Annotated in this window: 19 protein-coding genes and 2 tRNA genes; 16 read left to right on the top strand and 5 right to left on the bottom strand. The window is 73.4% G+C overall.

What is annotated here, in order from left to right; all coding sequences use genetic code 11:
* The first annotated feature begins 73 nt into the window (after positions 1-73).
* The 4 genes from ABZ854_RS26480 (at position 74) to ABZ854_RS26465 (ending at position 3,161) form a co-directional block, all read left to right on the top strand.
* Entirely contained in the window at positions 74-895 is an 822-nt protein-coding gene (locus ABZ854_RS26480; RefSeq protein ID WP_361215127.1) for a class E sortase, read from the top strand.
* A gap of 78 nt (positions 896-973) precedes the next feature.
* The gene (locus ABZ854_RS26475) at positions 974-1,285 is read left to right on the top strand and encodes a DUF6412 domain-containing protein (protein ID WP_361215125.1); all 312 of its coding nucleotides are present in this window, start codon (positions 974-976) and stop codon (positions 1,283-1,285) included.
* Between the two features lie 127 nt (positions 1,286-1,412).
* Complete coding sequence (locus tag ABZ854_RS26470) at positions 1,413-2,153, top strand: YidC/Oxa1 family membrane protein insertase (protein WP_361215123.1); 741 nt, start codon at positions 1,413-1,415, stop codon at positions 2,151-2,153.
* 150 nt (positions 2,154-2,303) lie between these two features.
* Entirely contained in the window at positions 2,304-3,161 is an 858-nt protein-coding gene (locus ABZ854_RS26465; protein ID WP_361215121.1) for a fumarylacetoacetate hydrolase family protein, read from the top strand.
* A gap of 106 nt (positions 3,162-3,267) precedes the next feature.
* Here ABZ854_RS26465 and ABZ854_RS26460 read toward each other — a convergent pair whose 3' ends face one another.
* Entirely contained in the window at positions 3,268-4,338 is a 1,071-nt protein-coding gene (locus tag ABZ854_RS26460) for a Gfo/Idh/MocA family oxidoreductase (protein WP_361215119.1), read from the bottom strand.
* Between the two features lie 55 nt (positions 4,339-4,393).
* On the opposite strand from ABZ854_RS26460, the gene ABZ854_RS26455 reads away from it, so the two are divergent.
* The 6 genes from ABZ854_RS26455 to ABZ854_RS26430 all read left to right on the top strand — a co-directional run bounded on the left by ABZ854_RS26455 (position 4,394) and on the right by ABZ854_RS26430 (position 9,290).
* A complete protein-coding gene (locus tag ABZ854_RS26455) occupies positions 4,394-5,602 on the top strand; it encodes an ROK family transcriptional regulator (RefSeq protein ID WP_361215117.1) in 1,209 nt (402 codons plus the stop codon).
* A 149-nt stretch (positions 5,603-5,751) separates the two neighbouring features.
* A complete protein-coding gene (locus tag ABZ854_RS26450; protein ID WP_361215115.1) occupies positions 5,752-5,955 on the top strand; it encodes an orotidine 5'-phosphate decarboxylase / HUMPS family protein in 204 nt (67 codons plus the stop codon).
* Positions 5,956-6,115: 160 nt separating this feature from the next.
* A complete protein-coding gene (locus ABZ854_RS26445) occupies positions 6,116-6,940 on the top strand; it encodes a hypothetical protein (protein ID WP_361215113.1) in 825 nt (274 codons plus the stop codon).
* Between the two features lie 181 nt (positions 6,941-7,121).
* Complete coding sequence (locus tag ABZ854_RS26440; protein ID WP_361215111.1) at positions 7,122-7,901, top strand: HAD-IIA family hydrolase; 780 nt, start codon at positions 7,122-7,124, stop codon at positions 7,899-7,901.
* A 133-nt stretch (positions 7,902-8,034) separates the two neighbouring features.
* Positions 8,035-8,616, top strand: a complete 582-nt coding sequence (locus ABZ854_RS26435) for a hypothetical protein (protein ID WP_361215110.1) — start codon at positions 8,035-8,037, stop codon at positions 8,614-8,616.
* Positions 8,617-8,618: 2 nt separating this feature from the next.
* On the top strand, positions 8,619-9,290 hold the full coding sequence (locus ABZ854_RS26430; protein WP_361215108.1) for a class F sortase: 672 nt from the start codon (positions 8,619-8,621) through the stop codon (positions 9,288-9,290).
* 187 nt (positions 9,291-9,477) lie between these two features.
* Here the strand turns inward: ABZ854_RS26430 and ABZ854_RS26425 are convergent.
* A tRNA-Lys gene (locus tag ABZ854_RS26425) sits at positions 9,478-9,551 on the bottom strand.
* A 173-nt stretch (positions 9,552-9,724) separates the two neighbouring features.
* Here ABZ854_RS26425 and ABZ854_RS26420 point away from each other — a divergent pair.
* Entirely contained in the window at positions 9,725-10,810 is a 1,086-nt protein-coding gene (locus tag ABZ854_RS26420) for a peptidoglycan-binding protein (RefSeq protein ID WP_361215106.1), read from the top strand.
* Positions 10,811-10,876: 66 nt separating this feature from the next.
* Entirely contained in the window at positions 10,877-12,004 is a 1,128-nt protein-coding gene (locus tag ABZ854_RS26415) for an SPFH domain-containing protein (RefSeq protein WP_361215104.1), read from the top strand.
* On the opposite strand, the gene ABZ854_RS26410 is transcribed toward ABZ854_RS26415, so the two are convergent.
* Together ABZ854_RS26410 and ABZ854_RS26405 are read right to left on the bottom strand one after the other, a co-directional pair.
* Complete coding sequence (locus ABZ854_RS26410) at positions 11,935-13,269, bottom strand: glycosyltransferase (protein ID WP_361215102.1); 1,335 nt, start codon at positions 13,267-13,269, stop codon at positions 11,935-11,937. The two genes, ABZ854_RS26415 and ABZ854_RS26410, sit on opposite strands and share 70 nt — an antisense overlap.
* Positions 13,270-13,421: 152 nt before the next feature.
* Positions 13,422-13,871, bottom strand: a complete 450-nt coding sequence (locus tag ABZ854_RS26405) for a hypothetical protein (RefSeq protein ID WP_361215100.1) — start codon at positions 13,869-13,871, stop codon at positions 13,422-13,424.
* Between the two features lie 249 nt (positions 13,872-14,120).
* Here ABZ854_RS26405 and ABZ854_RS26400 point away from each other — a divergent pair, with 249 nt between their 5' ends.
* From ABZ854_RS26400 to ABZ854_RS26385, 4 genes are all read left to right on the top strand, one after another.
* Positions 14,121-14,543, top strand: a complete 423-nt coding sequence (locus ABZ854_RS26400) for a DUF3592 domain-containing protein (RefSeq protein ID WP_361215098.1) — start codon at positions 14,121-14,123, stop codon at positions 14,541-14,543.
* An 88-nt stretch (positions 14,544-14,631) separates the two neighbouring features.
* Positions 14,632-15,093 carry a DUF3592 domain-containing protein gene (locus ABZ854_RS26395; RefSeq protein ID WP_361215096.1) on the top strand — a complete coding sequence of 154 codons (462 nt, stop codon included), beginning with the start codon at positions 14,632-14,634 and terminating at the stop codon, positions 15,091-15,093.
* A gap of 99 nt (positions 15,094-15,192) precedes the next feature.
* A complete protein-coding gene (locus ABZ854_RS26390; RefSeq protein ID WP_361215094.1) occupies positions 15,193-15,552 on the top strand; it encodes a VOC family protein in 360 nt (119 codons plus the stop codon).
* Positions 15,553-15,609: 57 nt separating this feature from the next.
* The gene (locus ABZ854_RS26385; protein ID WP_361215092.1) at positions 15,610-17,271 is read left to right on the top strand and encodes an AMP-binding protein; all 1,662 of its coding nucleotides are present in this window, start codon (positions 15,610-15,612) and stop codon (positions 17,269-17,271) included.
* On the opposite strand, the gene ABZ854_RS26380 is transcribed toward ABZ854_RS26385, so the two are convergent.
* Positions 17,237-17,310, bottom strand: a tRNA-Lys gene (locus ABZ854_RS26380). The two genes, ABZ854_RS26385 and ABZ854_RS26380, sit on opposite strands and share 35 nt — an antisense overlap.
* Positions 17,311-17,585 lie beyond the last annotated feature (275 nt).

Below are 17,585 nucleotides of genomic sequence, written 5' to 3'. Positions count from 1 at the left end.
TCGCCTCTGGTGAGTTGAAGGCCCTGCCCTTATCGTGCGGGCGGCCCTCACGGCGACGCAGGCGGAGGTGGGCGTGCGGGTACGGGCAGGGGTACGGGGACGGGCACGGGTACCAGTCGTACGGCACCGGGACCGACGCCGGCGCGCGCGGCGGAGGCAGGCCCTGTGGGCCGGGGGCGAGCTGCTCGTCACCGTCGGCGTCGTGCTGATGCTGCTCGTCGTGCACCAGCTGTGGTGGACCAACCGGGAGGCGCGGCGCGGGGCCGAGCGGAAGGTGGAGGCGCTGGAGCGGCAGTGGGCCGGGGACGGGGCCGGGGGCGGCGACGGTTCCGGCTCCCCTTCCGCCGGTACGGCGCCCGCGTCCACGCCGACGCCGGTCGCCGGGAAGGCACCGCGCCGCCCCCAGGGCTCGTACGCCTCGCAACACATGACCCCGCACCGCTCGCAGGCATACGCGATCCTCGTCGTCCCGCGTCTGGGTCTGCGGGTGCCGGTCGCGGAGGGCGTGAGCAAGCGGGACGTCCTGGACAAGGGGTACGTCGGCCACTATCCCGGCACCGGGCAGCCCGGCCAGGCGGGCAACTTCGCTCTCGCGGGGCACCGGAACACCCACGGGGAGCCGTTCCGGCACCTGCCCCGGCTGCGGCGCGGGGACACGGTGGAGGTCGAGACACGGTCGGCGACCTACACGTACCGGGTCGACCGGATCCTGCCGCAGACGTCGCCCCGTGACTCGGGTGTCATCCGCCCCGTCCCCCGCTCCCTCACCCGGCCGTCCTACGGCTACTCGGAGCCCGGCCACTACATCACCCTGACCACCTGCACCCCCGACTTCACCTCGCGCTACCGGATGGCGGTGTGGGGAAAGCTGGTGTCCCGGGAACCTCGGGCGTAGCCGGACCCGTCCTGTATAAGTGACTGGAGTGGCCGACAGGGGTCACCGCAGGCATCGGCGGGAGAGGGGAGGGAGTCCATGGTGGGCAGCCGGATCGGTGTGCGTCCCGCCGCCGTGCTCCTCCTCGTCCTCCTCAACCTCGCCCTGCTCGACACCGGCACGCTCACCGCGACCGTCGCCCTCGCCGCCACCGCGGCGGCCGGGTCCGCGCTCGCCGTCTGCACGCTCATCGCCGCGCGCTGCGCCCCCGCCGTGCCGCCCACCCGGGTCCGTACGGCCATCAGGGACCGGGACCGGCGTACGGCGTTCCTGCCCCAGCGCGATCCCGACGCCTCCGGCCGGCCGCGGCCCAGGGCACCCGGGCACGCCCTCCCGGCGACCACCGCGTAGGGCACGCACGCGTACGTACGTACGTGAGCACCAGTAGCACCTGTCCCAGACCACGGGCCCGCGCGGGTCGTCATGCCGTCATGCAGATCTGACCCCGGCACGACGAGACCCCACGGAGGGCTCACCCATGTCCGTTTTCGCCAGCCTGGTCGAGCGGCTCGCCGACCTGCTCCAGCCGCTGTTCCACACCTCGGCGGCGGCCGCCGCGATCGTCCTGTTCACCGCTCTCGTACGACTGCTCGTGCATCCCCTGTCCCGGGCCGCCGCCCGCGGCCAGCGCGCCCAGGCCGCCCTGCGGCCCCGGATCGCCGAACTGCGCGAGAAGCACGCCAAGAACCCGGAGCGGCTACAGAAGGCGGTGATGGAACTGCATGCCGAGGAGAAGGTGTCCCCGCTGTCCGGCTGCCTGCCGAGCCTGCTCCAGATACCGGCCTTCTTCCTCCTCTACCACCTGTTCTCCAACACCACGATCGGCGGCCACGCCAACGGGCTGCTGTCGCACCAGCTGTTCGCCGCCCCGCTCGGCGGGCGGTGGGCCGACGCGCTGGGGGCCGGCGGCGCGTTCGGCGGGGCCGGGCTGGTCTACCTCGGGCTGTTCGCCCTCGTCGTGGCCGTCGCGTCGTTCAACTTCGTCCGCACCAGGCGGCGGATCGCCACGGGCGGGCTGATGCCGGCGGGTGGGGCCCCGGTGGGCGGGGCGTCGGCAGGCACGGCGCCGGTGGCGGGGCTCGGGGCCCTCAACAAGGTCATGCCGTTCATGTCCTTCTTCACCCTCGTCACCGTGGCGGTGGTGCCGCTCGCCGCCGCGCTGTACGTGGTCACCAGCACGACATGGAGCGCGGTGGAACGGGCCGTGCTGTATCCGTAGGTCCCCGTAGGAGAGCACGCGGGCCCGGGGTTACGGTCCAGTACGTGAACAGGGTCTTGTCCGGTGGACCGGCTGATTGGAGGATCGGCCAAGTCCACCGGTGGCTGCACCCATCGGCCCGGGCGCCCGCGATCGAGGGAGATGGTGACCATGAAGCTGCTGCGAGTCGGTACGGCGGGGGCGGAGCGGCCCGCGCTGATGGACGCCGACGGGACGTTGCGGGACCTGTCCGGGCTGGTCTACGACATCGACGGGGCGCTCCTCGCCGACGACACCGCCCTCGACCGGGTACGGGCCGCCGCCGCGAGCGGTGAGCTGCCCGTACTGGACGCCACCGGGCTGCGCATCGGGCCGCCGGTGGGCCGCATCGGCAAGATCGTGTGCATCGGGCTCAACTACCACGACCACGCCCGCGAGACCGGGGCCGAGCCGCCCGCCGAGCCGGTGATCTTCTTCAAGGCGCCGGACACGGTCGTCGGCCCGAACGACACCGTGCTCGTGCCGCGCGGGTCCACCAAGACCGACTGGGAGGTGGAGCTGGCCGTCGTGATCGGGCGTACGGCCCGCTACCTGGAGTCGGCCGAGGAGGCGCTCGCGCACGTCGCCGGGTACGCCGTGGCGCACGACGTGTCCGAGCGCGAGTTCCAGATCGAGCGCGGCGGGACGTGGGACAAGGGCAAGAACTGCGAGACGTTCAACCCGCTCGGGCCGTGGCTGGTCACCGCGGACGAGGTGCCCGACCCGCAGCGGCTGCCGCTGAAGCTGTGGGTCAACGGGGAGCTGAAGCAGGACGGTACGACCGCGGAGCAGATCTTCTCCGTGGCTGAAGTCGTGCGGTACGTCAGTCAGTTCATGACGCTGTACCCCGGGGACGTCATCAACACGGGGACGCCTGCGGGGGTGGCGATGGGGCAGCCCGAGCCCAAGCCCTATCTTCGCGGCGGGGATGTGGTCGAGCTGGAGGTTGGGGGGTTGGGGCGGCAGCGGCAGGAGCTCAAGAACGCGTAGGCGCTCCACTGGGTCGCCGGGTAACTGCGGTCGTGTGTCGGGCGCGGGTGCGTCGTGGTTTCTCGCGCAGTTCCCGCGCCCCTCGGGTGGGTGTGTGGCCTCGGCGCTACAAGGTCACCGTTGCGTCAGTGTTCGCTGACTTGCGGGCCGCTTCCAGTACGTCCAGGGTCGCCGCCGCCTCCAGTGCCGTCACCGGGTTGGGGCCCGTGCCCGTGAGGGCGTGGGTCACTGCCGTGTAGTAGGCCGGGTAGTCGCCGGGGGTGGTGGGGACGGGGGTGCCGCCGCCGGTGAGGGGGGACTCTCCGGAGCCCAGGGCGCCCCAGAGGGACTCGGGTTCCGTGCCCCAGTCGGCGGTGTGGGGGCGTAGGCCCCCGCGGAGGGCCGCCTCCTGGGGATCGAGGCCGTACTTGACGTAGCCGGCCCGTGAGCCCAGTACCCGGAAGCGGGGGCCGAGCTGGGCCGCCGTCGCCGAGACGTAGAGGTGGGAGCGGACGCCGGAGGCGTGGGTGATCGCGATGAACGTGTCGTCGTCGGTCTCGGCGCCCGGGCGGCGGACGTCCGTCTCGGCGTACACCTGGGCGGCCGGGCCGAAGAGGAGCAGGGCCTGGTCGACGACGTGGCTGCCGAGGTCGTAGAGGAGGCCGCCGATCTCCGCCGGGTCGCCGGACTCGCGCCAGCCGCCCTTGGGCCGCGGGCGCCAGCGCTCGAAGCGGGACTCGAACCGCCAGACGTCGCCCAGCGCGCCCTCGGCGAGGAGCCGGCGGAGGGTGAGGAAGTCGTTGTCCCAGCGCCGGTTCTGGAAGACGGAGAGGAGCAGGCCCCGGTCGTCGGCCAGGGCCGCCAGTGCGCGGGCCTCTGCGGCCGTCCCGGAGACCGGCTTGTCGACCACGACCGGCAGGCCCGCCTCCAGGGAGGTGGTGGCCAGCGGGACGTGGGTCTTGTTCGGGGAGGCGACGACGACCAGGTCCAGCTCGTCGGCTCGGTCGAACAGCTCCCCGGGCGTGGCGGCGAGCCGGACGTCCGGGAACTCGGCGAGGGCCTGCTTCTGCCGCTCGGGGTTCGCGGTGACCACAGTGTCCAGGGCGAGGCCCTCGGTGGCGGCGATCAGCCGGGCGTGGAAGACGGAGCCTGCGAGGCCGTAGCCGACCAGGCCGACGCGGAGGGGTGTGGCAGTCATGGAACCACTTTGGCAACGCTGTTGCCAAAGAGCAAGCGGGGGGCACAATGGACAGGTGAACAGGACGAGGAGCGGGTCCGCCGGTGCGAACCTGCCGACGGTGCGCCATCACAACACCGCGCTGGTGCTGGAGCTGCTGCGGGAGGCCGGCGCGGAGGGGATCAGCCGGCTCGAACTGGCCGAGCGCACCGGGCTCACTCCGCAGGCCGTCAGCAAGATCACCGCACGGCTGCGCGAGGAGGGCCTCGCGGCGGAGGCCGGGTACCGGGCGTCGACCGGGGGCAAGCCGCGGACCGTGCTGCGGCTGGTGCCGGGGGCCGGTCGCGCGGTCGGCGTCCAGCTGGACCGGGACGAACTGCGCTTGGTGCTCGTCGAGTTGGACGGGACGGTGGTGGGGCGGCGGTGCGCCCCGCTGAACCTGGGGGCAGGCTCGCAGACCGTGCTCGCAGTGGTGCACCGGGAGGTCGCCGGCCTGATCGCCGAAGAGCTGGGCCCCGAAGAGCTGGGCCCCGAAGAGCTGGGCCCCGAAGAGCTCAGCGGGCTTGGCGCTGAGGAGCCGGGCGGCGGGGGAGAGGCGGACGGCGGGCTCGGCGAGGTCCGGTCGCTGCTCGGGGTCGGCGTCGCGCTGCCGGGGCCGCTCGATCACGGGCAGGGCGTGCTGCACCGGGTCACCGGCTTCCCGGAGTGGGACGGGTTCCCGCTGCGGGACGCGCTGACGGAGCGGCTCGGGGTGCCGGTCGTCGTCGACAAGGACACCAACGCGGCCACGCTGGGGCTGGCGGTACGGGGCGTCGGCTCGTCCTTCGCGTATCTGCATCTCGGTACGGGGCTCGGGGCCGGGCTCGCCGTCGGCGGTGCCGTGCACCGGGGCGCGCGCAACCGCGCGGGTGAGTTCGGCCACCAGGTGATCCAGCTCGACGGCCCGCTGTGCGGATGCGGCGACCGGGGGTGCGTCGAGGCACTGTGCCTGGCGGCGGTGGCCCGCGGTGACCTGGTCGAGGCGGCCCGGGTGCTGGGGGTCGCGGCCGGGAACCTGGTGGGGCTGCTGGACATCGACCGCGTCCTGCTCGGCGGGCGGACCATCGGCACGGCACCGGATGTCTTCGTGACCGGCGTCGCCGGCGTCCTCGACGCCCGCACCTGGCGCGAGGGAGGCATGCGCGAGTCGGTACCGGTCGCTGTCGCACCGGGCGGGGAGTGGGGCGTCGCCGAGGGCGCGGCCCAGCTGCTGCTCGCACCGGTGTTCGGCCGGGAGGACGGCTGAGGGTGCCTGAGGGTGTGTGAAGGGCGACCAGGACGGCTGAGGGGGCGCTTGAGGTCGGCCGGCGGAGGCCGCGGGCCGTCCTCGGCCGCTCCTCCGGGGAGGGAGGGGGCCCGGGGGCACGCCGGATCCGCCCGGAACGATCACTAGCGGTGGCCCTGGGGGCAAGCCGGCTCGTCGTCACCCCGGGCGTCACGCTGCCCGGCGAGTCCCCGGCCGAGCATGCCCGCCCCGGCACCCCGCGGGCCGCCGTCGACGCCGGTGCCTCCCATGTCGTGGTCGGCCGTGCGGTCACCCGTGCCGCCGACCCGGCGGCCGCCTTCGAGCGCGTCCGCGACGACCTCGTACGTCCGTAGGCGGTACGGCGGTACGGCGGTACGGCGGGACTGTGCGGCGGTGCGGCGGTACGGCGGGACTGTGTGGCGGTGCGGCCGTGCGCTGATCGAGGGGACTTGGGGCCCGTCCCCGGAGTGGCGGCCCCGGTGCTCCACCCCGACCCGGCATGGTCATGTGTTCATGCGATTGTCGGTCTCCTTGTCCCCGCCGCCGTCCGTGTCCTCCGCTCACCGTTCCCTCCCCTTCGGCCGCCTCCTCACCGCTGCGGTCGCCGCTGTCGTCGTGGTCCTGCCCGGCGTCCCCGCCGCAGCCCTCGCCGCCACCACCCCGCCGTCCTGTGCCCCGCCCGGCGACCACTCCTTCCCGCTGGCCACCCGCATCCGCGGCGGGCCGGCGTCGTACGAGGCGGGCGGCGGTTACGGCACCTGGTACATCGACCTCACCAACACCACGCGCCGGACCTGCACCGACGTACACCCGGTCGTCGTGCTCGTCGACGACCACCACGTGCTCCAGCCGTCCCAGCCCAAGCTGGACTTCTACGACGGCTCGCGTATCCGGCCCGTCCGGTTCCGGCGGACCGACGAGGACGAACTGGTCGGCGTGCTCGACGGCACCGGGTTCGCCGGGTTCACCGTCGGCCCCGGCAAGACCGTCTCCGTCCGGGTCAGGCTCTCCGTCACCTCCGACGCCGTACCCGACCGCGTCACCGTCAACGCCGCCGTGGTCCAGCGGCGCGGCGCCGACGGCGACTGGATCGGGGAGTCCAACGACTACGCGTTCGGCATCGGGGACGGGGGCGGGGACAGTACGCCCTCCGCCCCGCCCTCCTCCACCTCCACCGGCTCCGCCCTGCCGTCCCCCGGCGCCACCGACGAGACCGGTCAGCCGGCCTGGGAGCTGGCCGGTACGGGGATCGGGCTCGCCGAGGGGCTGCTCGCGGCCACCGCGGCCCTGCTCGCCGCCGGCGCCACCGCGTTCGTCGTGGCCCGCGGCCGCCGCTGAGGTACGACGTCTCCGGGCGGGCCCACGGCAGGTGTGCTCCGTGCGGACTCGCCTGCACCCTGCCCACCTGCCGAACGACCGGGGTCGAGATCAGCGTCCCCTGATTACGCTGGTGGCGTCGGTACGCCGTGGTTCCGGCGCCCCCGCTCTGACCGTTACGCACGCAGGAGACGCACAGCACATGGCAGACCGCAAGCCCGTCGAGTCGTGGCTCACCGACATGGACGGCGTCCTGATCCACGAGGGCGTCCCGATCCCGGGCGCCGACGCCTTCCTGAAGAAGCTCCGTGACTCCGGGCGGCCCTTCCTGGTCCTCACCAACAACTCCATCTACACCGCGCGTGACCTGCACGCCCGGCTCCGCCGCATGGGCCTCGACGTGCCCGTGGAGAACATCTGGACCTCGGCCCTGGCCACCGCCCAGTTCCTGGACGACCAGCGGCCCGGCGGCAGCGCCTACGTCATCGGCGAGGCCGGCCTGACCACCGCGCTGCACGACATCGGCTACATCCTCACCGACCACGAGCCCGACTTCGTGATCCTCGGCGAGACCCGTACGTATTCCTTCGAGGCCCTGACGAAGGCCGTGCGGCTCATCAACGACGGCGCCCGATTCATCGCCACCAACCCCGACAACGTCGGCCCCTCCACCGAGGGCGACCTGCCCGCCACCGGCTCGGTCGCCGCCCTGATCACCGCCGCGACCGGCAAGAAGCCGTACTTCGTCGGCAAGCCCAACCCGCTGATGATGCGGGCCGGGCTGAACGCGATCGGCGCGCACTCGGAGACCTCCGCGATGATCGGCGACCGCATGGACACCGACGTCCTCGCGGGCCTGGAGGCCGGCATGCGGACCTTCCTGGTCCTCACCGGCGTCACCCAGCCCAAGGACGTCGACCGCTACCCGTTCCGGCCGTCCCAGGTCGTCGACTCCATCGCGGACCTCGTCGACCTGATCTGAGGCAGGCGCCTGAGCCGCCAGCGACGGGACAAACGCGTCCCGCACACCGTCACCCGAGTGGAGCAATGCGGGCGTCGCCGAGGATGCGGCGGCGCCCCGCCCGGGGGAGCCTCCTGGTATCTGGAGGTTCACGATGGGCTCACTACGCCTCACTCTCTGTACCGGGCTCCTGGTCACGGCGGCACTCACGCCGACCGCGTACGCGGCGGACGCAGGCCGGGACGTCTCCGTGACCCCCGCCTCCCCGGCCCCGGGCGCCGACGTCACCCTTCAGGTGCGCGGCTGCTCGGGCCGGCAGGGCACCGCCGCCTCGGCCGTGTTCGTCTCCGACGCGCGCCTCACCGGCACCCAGGGCAAGCTCGCCGGCGACACGCGGGTCCGCACCACGGCCCGGCCGGGCGCCTACGACGTCCAGATCACCTGCGCCGACTACGTGATCAAGGGCAAGATCACCGTCGTCGCGAAGGCCGCGCTCGGGAACTCCGGGCACTCCACCGTGCCCGCCCCGTCCGCCCCGCCCGTCCCGTCAGCCGCGCCCGCGAGCCCCGTCGCCCCGGTCGACGCGGGCGGTGGCGGCGCCTACTTCGCCACCGTGGACACCAGCAGCACCGGCCCCGGCACCGGTCAGGCCGTGACCGGGCTCGTGCTCGCCGCCGTCGCCGCCGTGTCCGTCGCACTGCTCGGCGCCCGGCGCCGGCGCAGCGGCAACCACTGACCGTGGCGGACGACGCCGTGCGCTCCTCCGGCGCCGCACGCCTCCTCACCGGCCTGGCCTGGGCGGTCCTGCTGCTCGGTCTGTGGCTGTGGGGGCGGGGGGTGACCGACGTGGAGCACCACACGGCCGGGCCGGTCACGGGTGACGTGGCCGGCCTCGGGCGTCCCGCCGAGGAGGTCCGCCTGCCGGCCCCGGCCGAGCCGCTGGCCGCCGCCCGGCCGCAGCGCATCGACATCCCCGCACTCGACGTCCAGGCCCCGGTGGTGAGCCGGGGCCTGGACAGCCGGGGCGCCCTCGACCCGCCGCCCTACGACCAGCCGGGCGTGGTCGGCTGGTACGGCTCCGGAACGACCCCCGGCGCACCCGGCGCGGCGCTGATGGTGGGGCACGTGGACACCAGGACCCGGCCCGCCGTCTTCTACCGCTTGAGCACCCTCAAGGCCGGCGAGACGATCCGCGTGGTCCGCGCCGACGGCAAGGTCGCCCAGTTCACCGTCGACGACGTGCGCGTGCTGCCCCGCAACCACTTCGACGCCCGCGCGGCCTACGGCCCCCGCGAGGCCGGCCGCGCCGAGCTCCGCCTGCTGACCTGCGGGGGCACCTTCGACCGGGCTCGGAACACCTACACGGCCAACGTGGTCGTCTCGGCGTACCTCACTGGCCGTGGGCTGTGAGTGAACCGGGGCCCCTGGTTCGTCCCGGGGCCCCGGAACCCCCCTTTCGGGGTCGCAGGCTCGCCGCGGGCCGGTGGGGGCTGGTCGCGCAGTTCCCCGCGCCCCTTTCAGGGGCGTGAGTCGCGTGGAAACAGAGATGGCGAGGCCGGTTCGCGGTTTTCGCGAACTTGCCTCGCCATCGTCATCGTGCGCCGCCAGGGACTCGAACCCCGGACCCGCTGATTAAGAGTCAGCTGCTCTAACCAACTGAGCTAGCGGCGCCTGCTGACATCGAGAACTCTACCGGACGGTCCCGGGTGCTCCTGACCACCACCCCCTGGGGGGTGGGTGCCGTACATCATTCGGACCGTCAGCATGCGCGTCCCGACCACAGTTGTGAAACTGATCAACGTGACAATCGCGGACATTTCCACCCTGAAGGTGAGGGACGTCGTATGACCGCTCCGGTGTTCGAGGAGTTCGACCCGGCGAGCGACTGCGACTGCCCCGGCTGCGCCCACCGGCAGCGGGTGAGTCCCCGCCCGCTGCCGGGCCGCTTCGGCGGCCACCCGGCGGCCCGGGGGATCGTGATCGTGGCCACCGCCACGTCCGCCGCCCTCGCCGCGGCACCGACGGCGGTCGCCGGCGTCCGGTCCCCTTCCGGCCCCGATTCCCCCGATGCTCCCGGTCACCGGGACGGCCGGGGTGCCCGGGCCGTCCCCGTCGACCCGGAGCCCGCCACCCCGCAGGGGCGCAGGTCCCCGCTGCACGGCCACGGCGGGGAACCGGCCGCGCCGGGAGACGTCGAGACCCCGGCCACCACCCGCGCCGAGATCATCAACCGGGCCAAGATCTGGGTGGCGGCGCAGGTGCCGTACAGCATGGACGAGTACTGGTCCGACGGGTACCGGCAGGACTGTTCCGGCTATGTGTCCATGGCCTGGGGCCTGGCCGGCAACGAGTGGACGGGGAGCCTGGACCAGTTCGGGGTGCGGATCACCAAGGAGGAACTGGAGCCGGGCGACATCCTGCTGTACCACAACCCGGACAACCCGGAATCGGGCTCGCACGTGGTGATCTTCGGCGGCTGGACGGACTACACGCACACCTATTACCTGGTCTACGAGCAGACGCCGCCGCACACCCAAAGCCGGCCCACCCCCTATCCCTACTGGAGCAACGCCGACAAATACGTGCCCTACCGGTACAAGGGCGTCACCCCGGAGAAGGCGCGTGCCATGGCGGGCACGAGGGCGGTCGCCGGTTCGGCCGGCCCCTCGCGGCAGCCCGCCTCGCACGGCGTGTCCGGCTACCCCGGCCGCAACCTCTTCCGCCCGGGCGCGGACAACCCCTACGTGGCCCAGCTGGGCCGACGTCTCGTGGAGAAAGGATTCGGCAGGTTCTACGCCACCCCACCCGGGCCCCGCTGGAAAGAGGCAGACCGGCGGGCCGTGGAGGCGTTCCAGCGCAGCCAGGGCTGGCGCGGCGGCGCTGCCGACGGCTACCCCGGACCGGAGACCTGGCGCCGGCTGTTCTCGTGAGTCGCCCACCGGCCCCTCACATCCACCCACGTTCATGACGCATCTGGCGCGGAGGCTGGAGCACGCATGAGTACGACGACGTCACACACGCCCGAGTCCGAGGAGCATCCGGAGACCACGGCCTCCCGACCGGCCCGGCTGATCCAGAACGAGGCGACCACCGAGATCCCCGTCCACCTGCTGTTCCGCGACGACCCCGACCCGGTGGCCGTCCCGCTGCGGCCCGCCGTGGTGGGCCGCCGGCAGGGCACCGGTGAACAGCCCCGCCTCCGACGCCCGGCGCCGGCCCGCCGGATCGCGGTACCGCATCTGGACCCGGAGCTGACCGAACGGCCGGGACGGGCGCTCCCGGGCGCGGCCGGGGTGCTCGCCGGGGTCGGCGGGCTCACCGGCTGCCTGGCCACCTGCTGGTGGGCCGGTGTGCTGCCGCCGCTCGCCGCCCAGGCGCTGCACCTGCCGGCGTACGCGGGCGCGGGCCTCGGACCGGCGCAGTGGTCGGCGTACGCCGGGGCCGGCGCGCTCGGTCTGGCCGGGTTCGGCGGGCTGGCCCGGGGCACGACCGGCCGGGCCTGGGTGCTCGGCCTGTTCGGCCGCTACCGGGGCACGGTACGGCGCACCGGCCTGCTCTGGGTGAACCCGCTGCTGCGCCGCCGCCGGGTGGACGTACGGCTGCGGCACTGGCGCAGCGAGACCTTGCCGGCGGCGGATTCCAGCGGGGTGGCGCTGCGGGTGGTGGTGCTGGTGGTGTGGCGGGTGCGGGACACCGCGCGGGCCGCGCTCGGCATCGAGGACCACGAGTCGTACCTGCGCGAGTGCGTGGAGGCGGCGCTGGCCCGGGTCCCGGTGGACATGCCGGGCGGGGCGCGCGGCGCGGGCGCGGCGGAGGCGGCCGCCGAGGCGCTGACCCGGCTGGTGGCGTCGGAGGCGGCGCCGGTGGGCCTGGAGGTGTTCTCGGTACGGCCGGTGCGCATGGAGTACGCCCCGGAGGTGGCCGCCGCGATGAACCGCCGCCGTATCGCCGCCCTGGACGCGGCGCAGCGGGCCACCATGCTCACCTCGGTCGTCGACTCGGTGGAGGACACGGTGACCCGCCTGACCATGCGCGGTCTGGTCGAACTGGACGACTACGAACGCAAGGTGCTGGTCCGGGACCTGACGGTGGCGTTCTGCGCGGGCCGCGAACCGTCGTCCTGACCGGGCCGGGACTCGGTTGCCCGACCGGTCCCGGAGGCGTCGCCCCGGCGGCCCGCGTCGGCCAGGGCCAGCAGCCGCCTCGCGGCCACCGTGGCGCCGTCCGCGCGGATCGTGTCGGCGACCGTCCTCGCGCGGGCGCGTGTCTCGGGGGTCAGGCAGCCGGCCAGCGCCGCGGTCAGGGAGCCGACGGTCGGGACCGGGCCGTCGTGGGCCGCGCCGATGCCGAGTTCGGCGACGCGGCCGGCCCAGAACGGCTGGTCGGCGATCTGCGGGACGATCACCTGGGGCGCGCCGGCCCGGGTCGCCGTCGTCGTCGTACCGGCGCCGCCGTGGTGCACGACGGCGGCGACCCGGCGGAACAGGGCCTGCTGGTTGACCTCGCCGACGACGAAGCAGTCGTCGCCGTCGTCGACGCGGTCCAGGGCGGCCCAGCCGCGGCCGAGCAGGACGCGGTGGCCGTGCGCGCGGACGGCCTCGACGGCCACCCGGGCGGCGTCCTTCGCGGTGTGCATGGCCATCGAGCCGAAGCCCACGTACACCGGCGGCGCTCCGGCGTCCAGGAACGCCTCCAGGTCCTCGGGGAGAGGACGGCTGTCGGGCAGGATCCACGCGCCGGTCTGCACGAGGTCGAGGTCGGTCATCTCCCGCCCCGGCAGCAGGACCGGGTCGGCGGCCAGCCAGGGCCGGTCCGTGAACACGTGGTCACGGACGTTGTCCACCGGCGGCAGCCCGAGCGCCTCCCGGTGCTCGGCCAGTGCTCCGCCGTAGAGGGAGTCGACGCGCTGGGCGTCCTGCTCCCACAGCACCTTGTTGTCCGTCTCGTCGTCCGGCGAGGGCGTACCCGGCCGCCTCGGCGGACTGAAGCGGTGCGAGGGCAGCCCGAGGGTGTGGAAGCACCCGTACACGTAGGGGATGCCCAGCTTCTCGGCCACCGAGCGCGCGCCGGCCGGCATCAGGCCGGTCGCCAGCAGCGCGTCGGCGCCCTCGGCCGCCTCGGGGAGCGTCGCGAACCGCGCGGCGACCAGCTCGGGCGCGAGCCGGAACGCGTCCGCCGCCGACGGCGGGCGCGTTCCGGTCACCACCGAGCGCACCGACGGCCCGAGCGGCACCATCGGCACCCCGACACCGTCCAGCAGCGCCTCGAACTCCTCGTCGGGCGGTACGCACACCCGCGCCTCGGCGCCGAGCTCCCGCAGCGCCACTGCCAGCCCCGCCAGTGGTTCCACGTCCCCACGCGAGCCCCATGACGTCAATACCACACGCATGCCGCAATTCCCCCAATACCTCAGGTTCCGGTCTCGGCCGCCCATCCTGAGGTATGAGGGGGGTCTTGCCGCAAGCCCCCCGGTGCGCTATAGGTTGATAGTGGCAAGGGGTATCGATTCGACCTCCTTGCCTTTTGTTCTGCCGGCGGCCGTCAGCGGCAGGTGCCGCGTTTCCAGCCGGACCACGAATGGCCGCCGAAGACGTTCTTCCAGACGCCCGCTCCGTTGGCCACCACGGAGACACAGCGGTGGCTGCCGTTCTTGCTCCAGTCGTAGAGCCTGTCGCCGTGCCCGTTGCCGGGCATCTCCTTCCAGCCGCCGGCGTTGGCCCACACGTGCCAGATCTCGCGGTTGGGCGCGATGACGAAGACCTCGTCCCTGGTCTTGTCGTGGTTCCAGTCGGCGGACCAGTAGTGGTGGGCGCCGCACATCCGGTAGCCGGTGTAACCCCACGCCTTGACCTTCACCTTGCAGGCGGCGGCGCTCCGAACCCCGTGAGCCGCCGTCCCTGTCGCCGCTGTCGCCGGGGCGATGCCGGCGACCAGTGCCCCGGCCGCGACCACCGCGGCCAGGCCGGTCCTGCGCGTGCTGCTGCTTCGCATGGTTGTTCCCCCTGACACTGAAGTGCCTCCGAAGAAGCGGTCAGTGGAGACCGTACGGGCCGTCGGCGGGGCCGGTCGTCCCACGACGGTTGGAACTCGGGGCTACGGCGACGGGGGCACGGCCGGTAAACCCTCGCGGTAGGGCGGTGGTTCAACGCCTGCTCGGAGGTCATCGGCCCGGGTCGCCCGGGATAATGTCGGTGTGGGTACGGCCGACGAGGTACGGGGGAACCACTCACCGTGGACGCCATGTTCGACATAGTCATGCTCGGTCTGCTCGCCCTCTTCGTCTGTGCCGGCGTGGCCCTGGTCCGCCGGACCCGGCAGCGGCGCGAGGCCTGGGCGAGCGGCATGACCGCGCAGGCGCGGGTGGTACGTGCCTGGGCCGCCACGCGTGTGGTCAACAACGTGGCCCAGCGCGTCCAGTGGCACGAGTACGACTACACCACGGCGGACGGCCGGGCCGTCCGTTTCAAGGAGTCCGGCGGCCCCCGGGACCGCGCCACGGGCCACACCGTCCTCGTCCACTACGCCCCGCACGCCCCTGAACGGGCCACCGCCTCCGAGCCGCAGCCCGGCAAGGACATGACGACGACCGTGGTCTGGCTGGCCGTCATGGCAGCCTGCGCGATCTACCTGATCCACGAGTGGGTGGAGCTCTCGCGGTTCTGAGCTTTGCTTGAGGCCGATTCCCCTGCGGTGCGGGTAAGTTCCCCGCACGCCGATCACCTGCCGGCGTACCGGACCACGGGGGGCCTCGATGGAACTGATCTTCTACGTCCTGCCCATTTTCATGATCGTCGCCATGGTGGCCATGGCGACCGTCATGCTCCGCCGCTCGCAGCAGATCGGCCGCGCCTGGGAGAACGGCTTGACCGCGCAGGGCCGTTGTCTGCGGACGTACACCACGACCAGCGGCGGCGGCAGCACGTCGGTGAGCACCGACGTGCACCACGTGTACGAGTTCACGACGCTGGACGGCCGCGCGGTCCGCTTCGACGAGGCGCACGGACCGGCCACCGTCGTGGAGGGCGACCTCGTCACCGTCCACTACCTGCCCGACCACCCCGAGCAGGCCACCGCCCACGCCCCGGCCCGGGGCAAGCTCGCCGCGTCCACGGGCTGCGTGGTGGCCTTCTTCGGCGTCGGCATCGCCTTCTGCGTGGGCTTCATGGCCGTCGTCCACGTCATCTTCGCGGAGTCGTCGAGCCTGATGCCGTAGGCGGGACGGCCCGGCGTGCCACGGCTCCCGCCCACGGGGCCTGTGGTTCGGTGGTGGGCGCAGGGTGTACGGCCCGTGCGCCCTTCCGAGGAGGCCCCGATGGAACCCACCGGCATCACACCGAACCTGCGCGTCGCCGACATCGGCGCCGTCCGGGACTTCTACACCGGCTTTCTCGGCCTGAGCGTCGAGTCGTTGAACATGGGATGGGTCGCCCGGTACGAGTCGCCCGACGGCCGGGCGCGGCTGCAACTGGTCACGCGGGACGCCACCGCGCCGGTGGACTCGGTGGTCTCGGTGATGGCCGGGGCGGCCGTCGGCGAGGCGTACGCCGAGGCGCGCCGGCGGGGGTACGAGATCGTGTACCCGCTCACCGAGGAACCCTGGGGCCTGCGCCGGTTCTTCGTCCGCGACCCCGCCGGCAACGTCCTGAACATCGTCAGCCACCCGGACGACTGACAGCGGATCTCGCGCGGGTCTCCATTTCTGACGCTTCGTCAATTAACCTGCGCGGCCATGGAATCCAAGGCGTGCACGCTGGCCGAGCTGGTCGCCGCCCGGTGGGACGACCACCGTCCGCGGTTGTGGTGCGAGGAGCGGGTGCTCAGCGGGCACGAGGTGGCCGCCGGTGCCGCCGCCCGGGCCGCGCTGCTCGGCGACCTGCTGCCCGCAGGTGCCGTACCGCACCTCGGGGTGCTCCTCGACAACACCGAGGAGTTCCCGCTGTGGCTGGGTGCCGCCGCGCTCGCCGGGGCCGCCGTCGCCGGGATCAACCCGACCCGGCGCGGTGCCGAGCTGGCGCGGGACATCCTGCACACCGAGTGTGCGCTGCTGGTCACCGAGCAGGCCCACCTGCCGCTGCTGGACGGACTGGAGCTGCCCGGCGTGCGGCTGCTCGTCACGGACAGGCCCGGGTACGGCGAGCTGCTCGCGCCGTACGCCGGTGCCGTGCCCGACCCGTCGCGGGCGGGGCCCCGCGACCGGCTGCTGCTGTACTTCACCTCCGGGTCCACCGGCGCGCCCAAGGCCGCGATCTGCACCCAGGGCCGGCTCGCCGCCGCCGGTTACGCGCTGGCCGGGCAGTTCGGGGTGCGACCCGAGGACGTGCACTACGTGTGCATGCCGATGTTCCACGGCAACGCGGTGATCGCCGACTGGGCGCCGGCGCTGGCCGCCGGGGCCGGGGTGGCGCTGCGGCGGCGGTTCTCGGCCTCCGGGTTCCTCGCGGACGTACGCCGGTACGGGGCGACGTACTTCACCTACGTCGGGCGGGCCGTCCAGTACATCCTGGCCACCGAGGAACGCGACGACGACCGGGACAATCCCCTGCGGGTCGGCTTCGGCACCGAGGCCGGCGCGGTCGACGCGGCGGCCTTCGAGCGGCGGTTCGGAGTGCGGCTGGTGGAGGGCTACGGCTCCTCCGAGGGCGGGGCGGCCGTGCAGTGGTCGCCGGGCACCCCGGCCGGCGCGGTGGGACGGGCGGCGCCCGGTCTCGTCGTACTCGACCAGGAGACCGGGGCCGAGTGCCCGCGCGCCGTCTTCGACCGGGCGGGCCGGCTGCTGAACGGGGACGAGGCGATAGGGGAGCTGGTCAACCGGGGGCCGAACCCCTTCGAGGGCTACTGGCGCAACCCGGAGGCGGAGCGGGAGCGGCGGCGCGACGACGGGTACTGGACGGGCGACCTGTTCTACCGGGACACCGACGGCTACCTCTACTTCGCCGGCCGCACCGACGACCGGATCCGGGTCGACGGCGAGAACCTGGCCGCCGCGATGATCGAGAACATCCTCGCCCGCTACGACGGTGCCGATGCCGTCGCCGTCTACGCGGTGCCGGACCCGGTGACCGGGGACCAGGTGATGGCGACGATCGCCGGGAGGTTCGAGCCGGGGGCCTTCGCGGAGTTCCTGGCGGCCCAGCCGGACCTCGGGACGAAGATGGCGCCCCGGTTCGTGCGGGTGGTCGAGCGGATGCCGGTCACGGCGACGAACAAGATCCAGCGGGGGCGGCTGCGGAGGGAGGGGGTGGGGTGCGGGGATCCGGTGTGGTGGTGTCCGCCGGAGGAGGGGGCGTATCGGGTGCTGGGGATGGAGGACGCCGAAGGGCCCCTCGTCCCGGGGGATGAGGGGCCCTTCGATGCTGTGCGCCGCCAGGGACTCGAACCCCGGACCCGCTGATTAAGAGTCAGCTGCTCTAACCAACTGAGCTAGCGGCGCGTGACTCCCGCCGTCCGCGGTGTTTCGCGGGCGGCGACGAAGAAAATAGTACCTGGTCCTAAGGGGTGCTTCTGACCAGGGCCGGGTGCTTCCGACCAGTGCGGGTGCGTGGGGGAGGGGCCGCTACAAGCGCTGCACGCTGGGTGGTGCCTCCCCTACTCTCGGCTTCGCTCGAGCGGGGGGACCCCCACCGCCCACCCGTGCCGCCCTGGGGGTCCCCCAGGCCCTTTAGGAAGTGCTCCTTCGGCCCCAGCTCCAGCCGCCGCCCGGTACGG

This window comes from Streptomyces sp. NPDC047028 (assembly GCF_040644095.1).
GTDB lineage: Bacteria > Actinomycetota > Actinomycetes > Streptomycetales > Streptomycetaceae > Streptomyces.
Note: the sequence above shows the minus strand (reverse complement) of the source record. Positions and strands in the feature narration are given on the sequence as shown.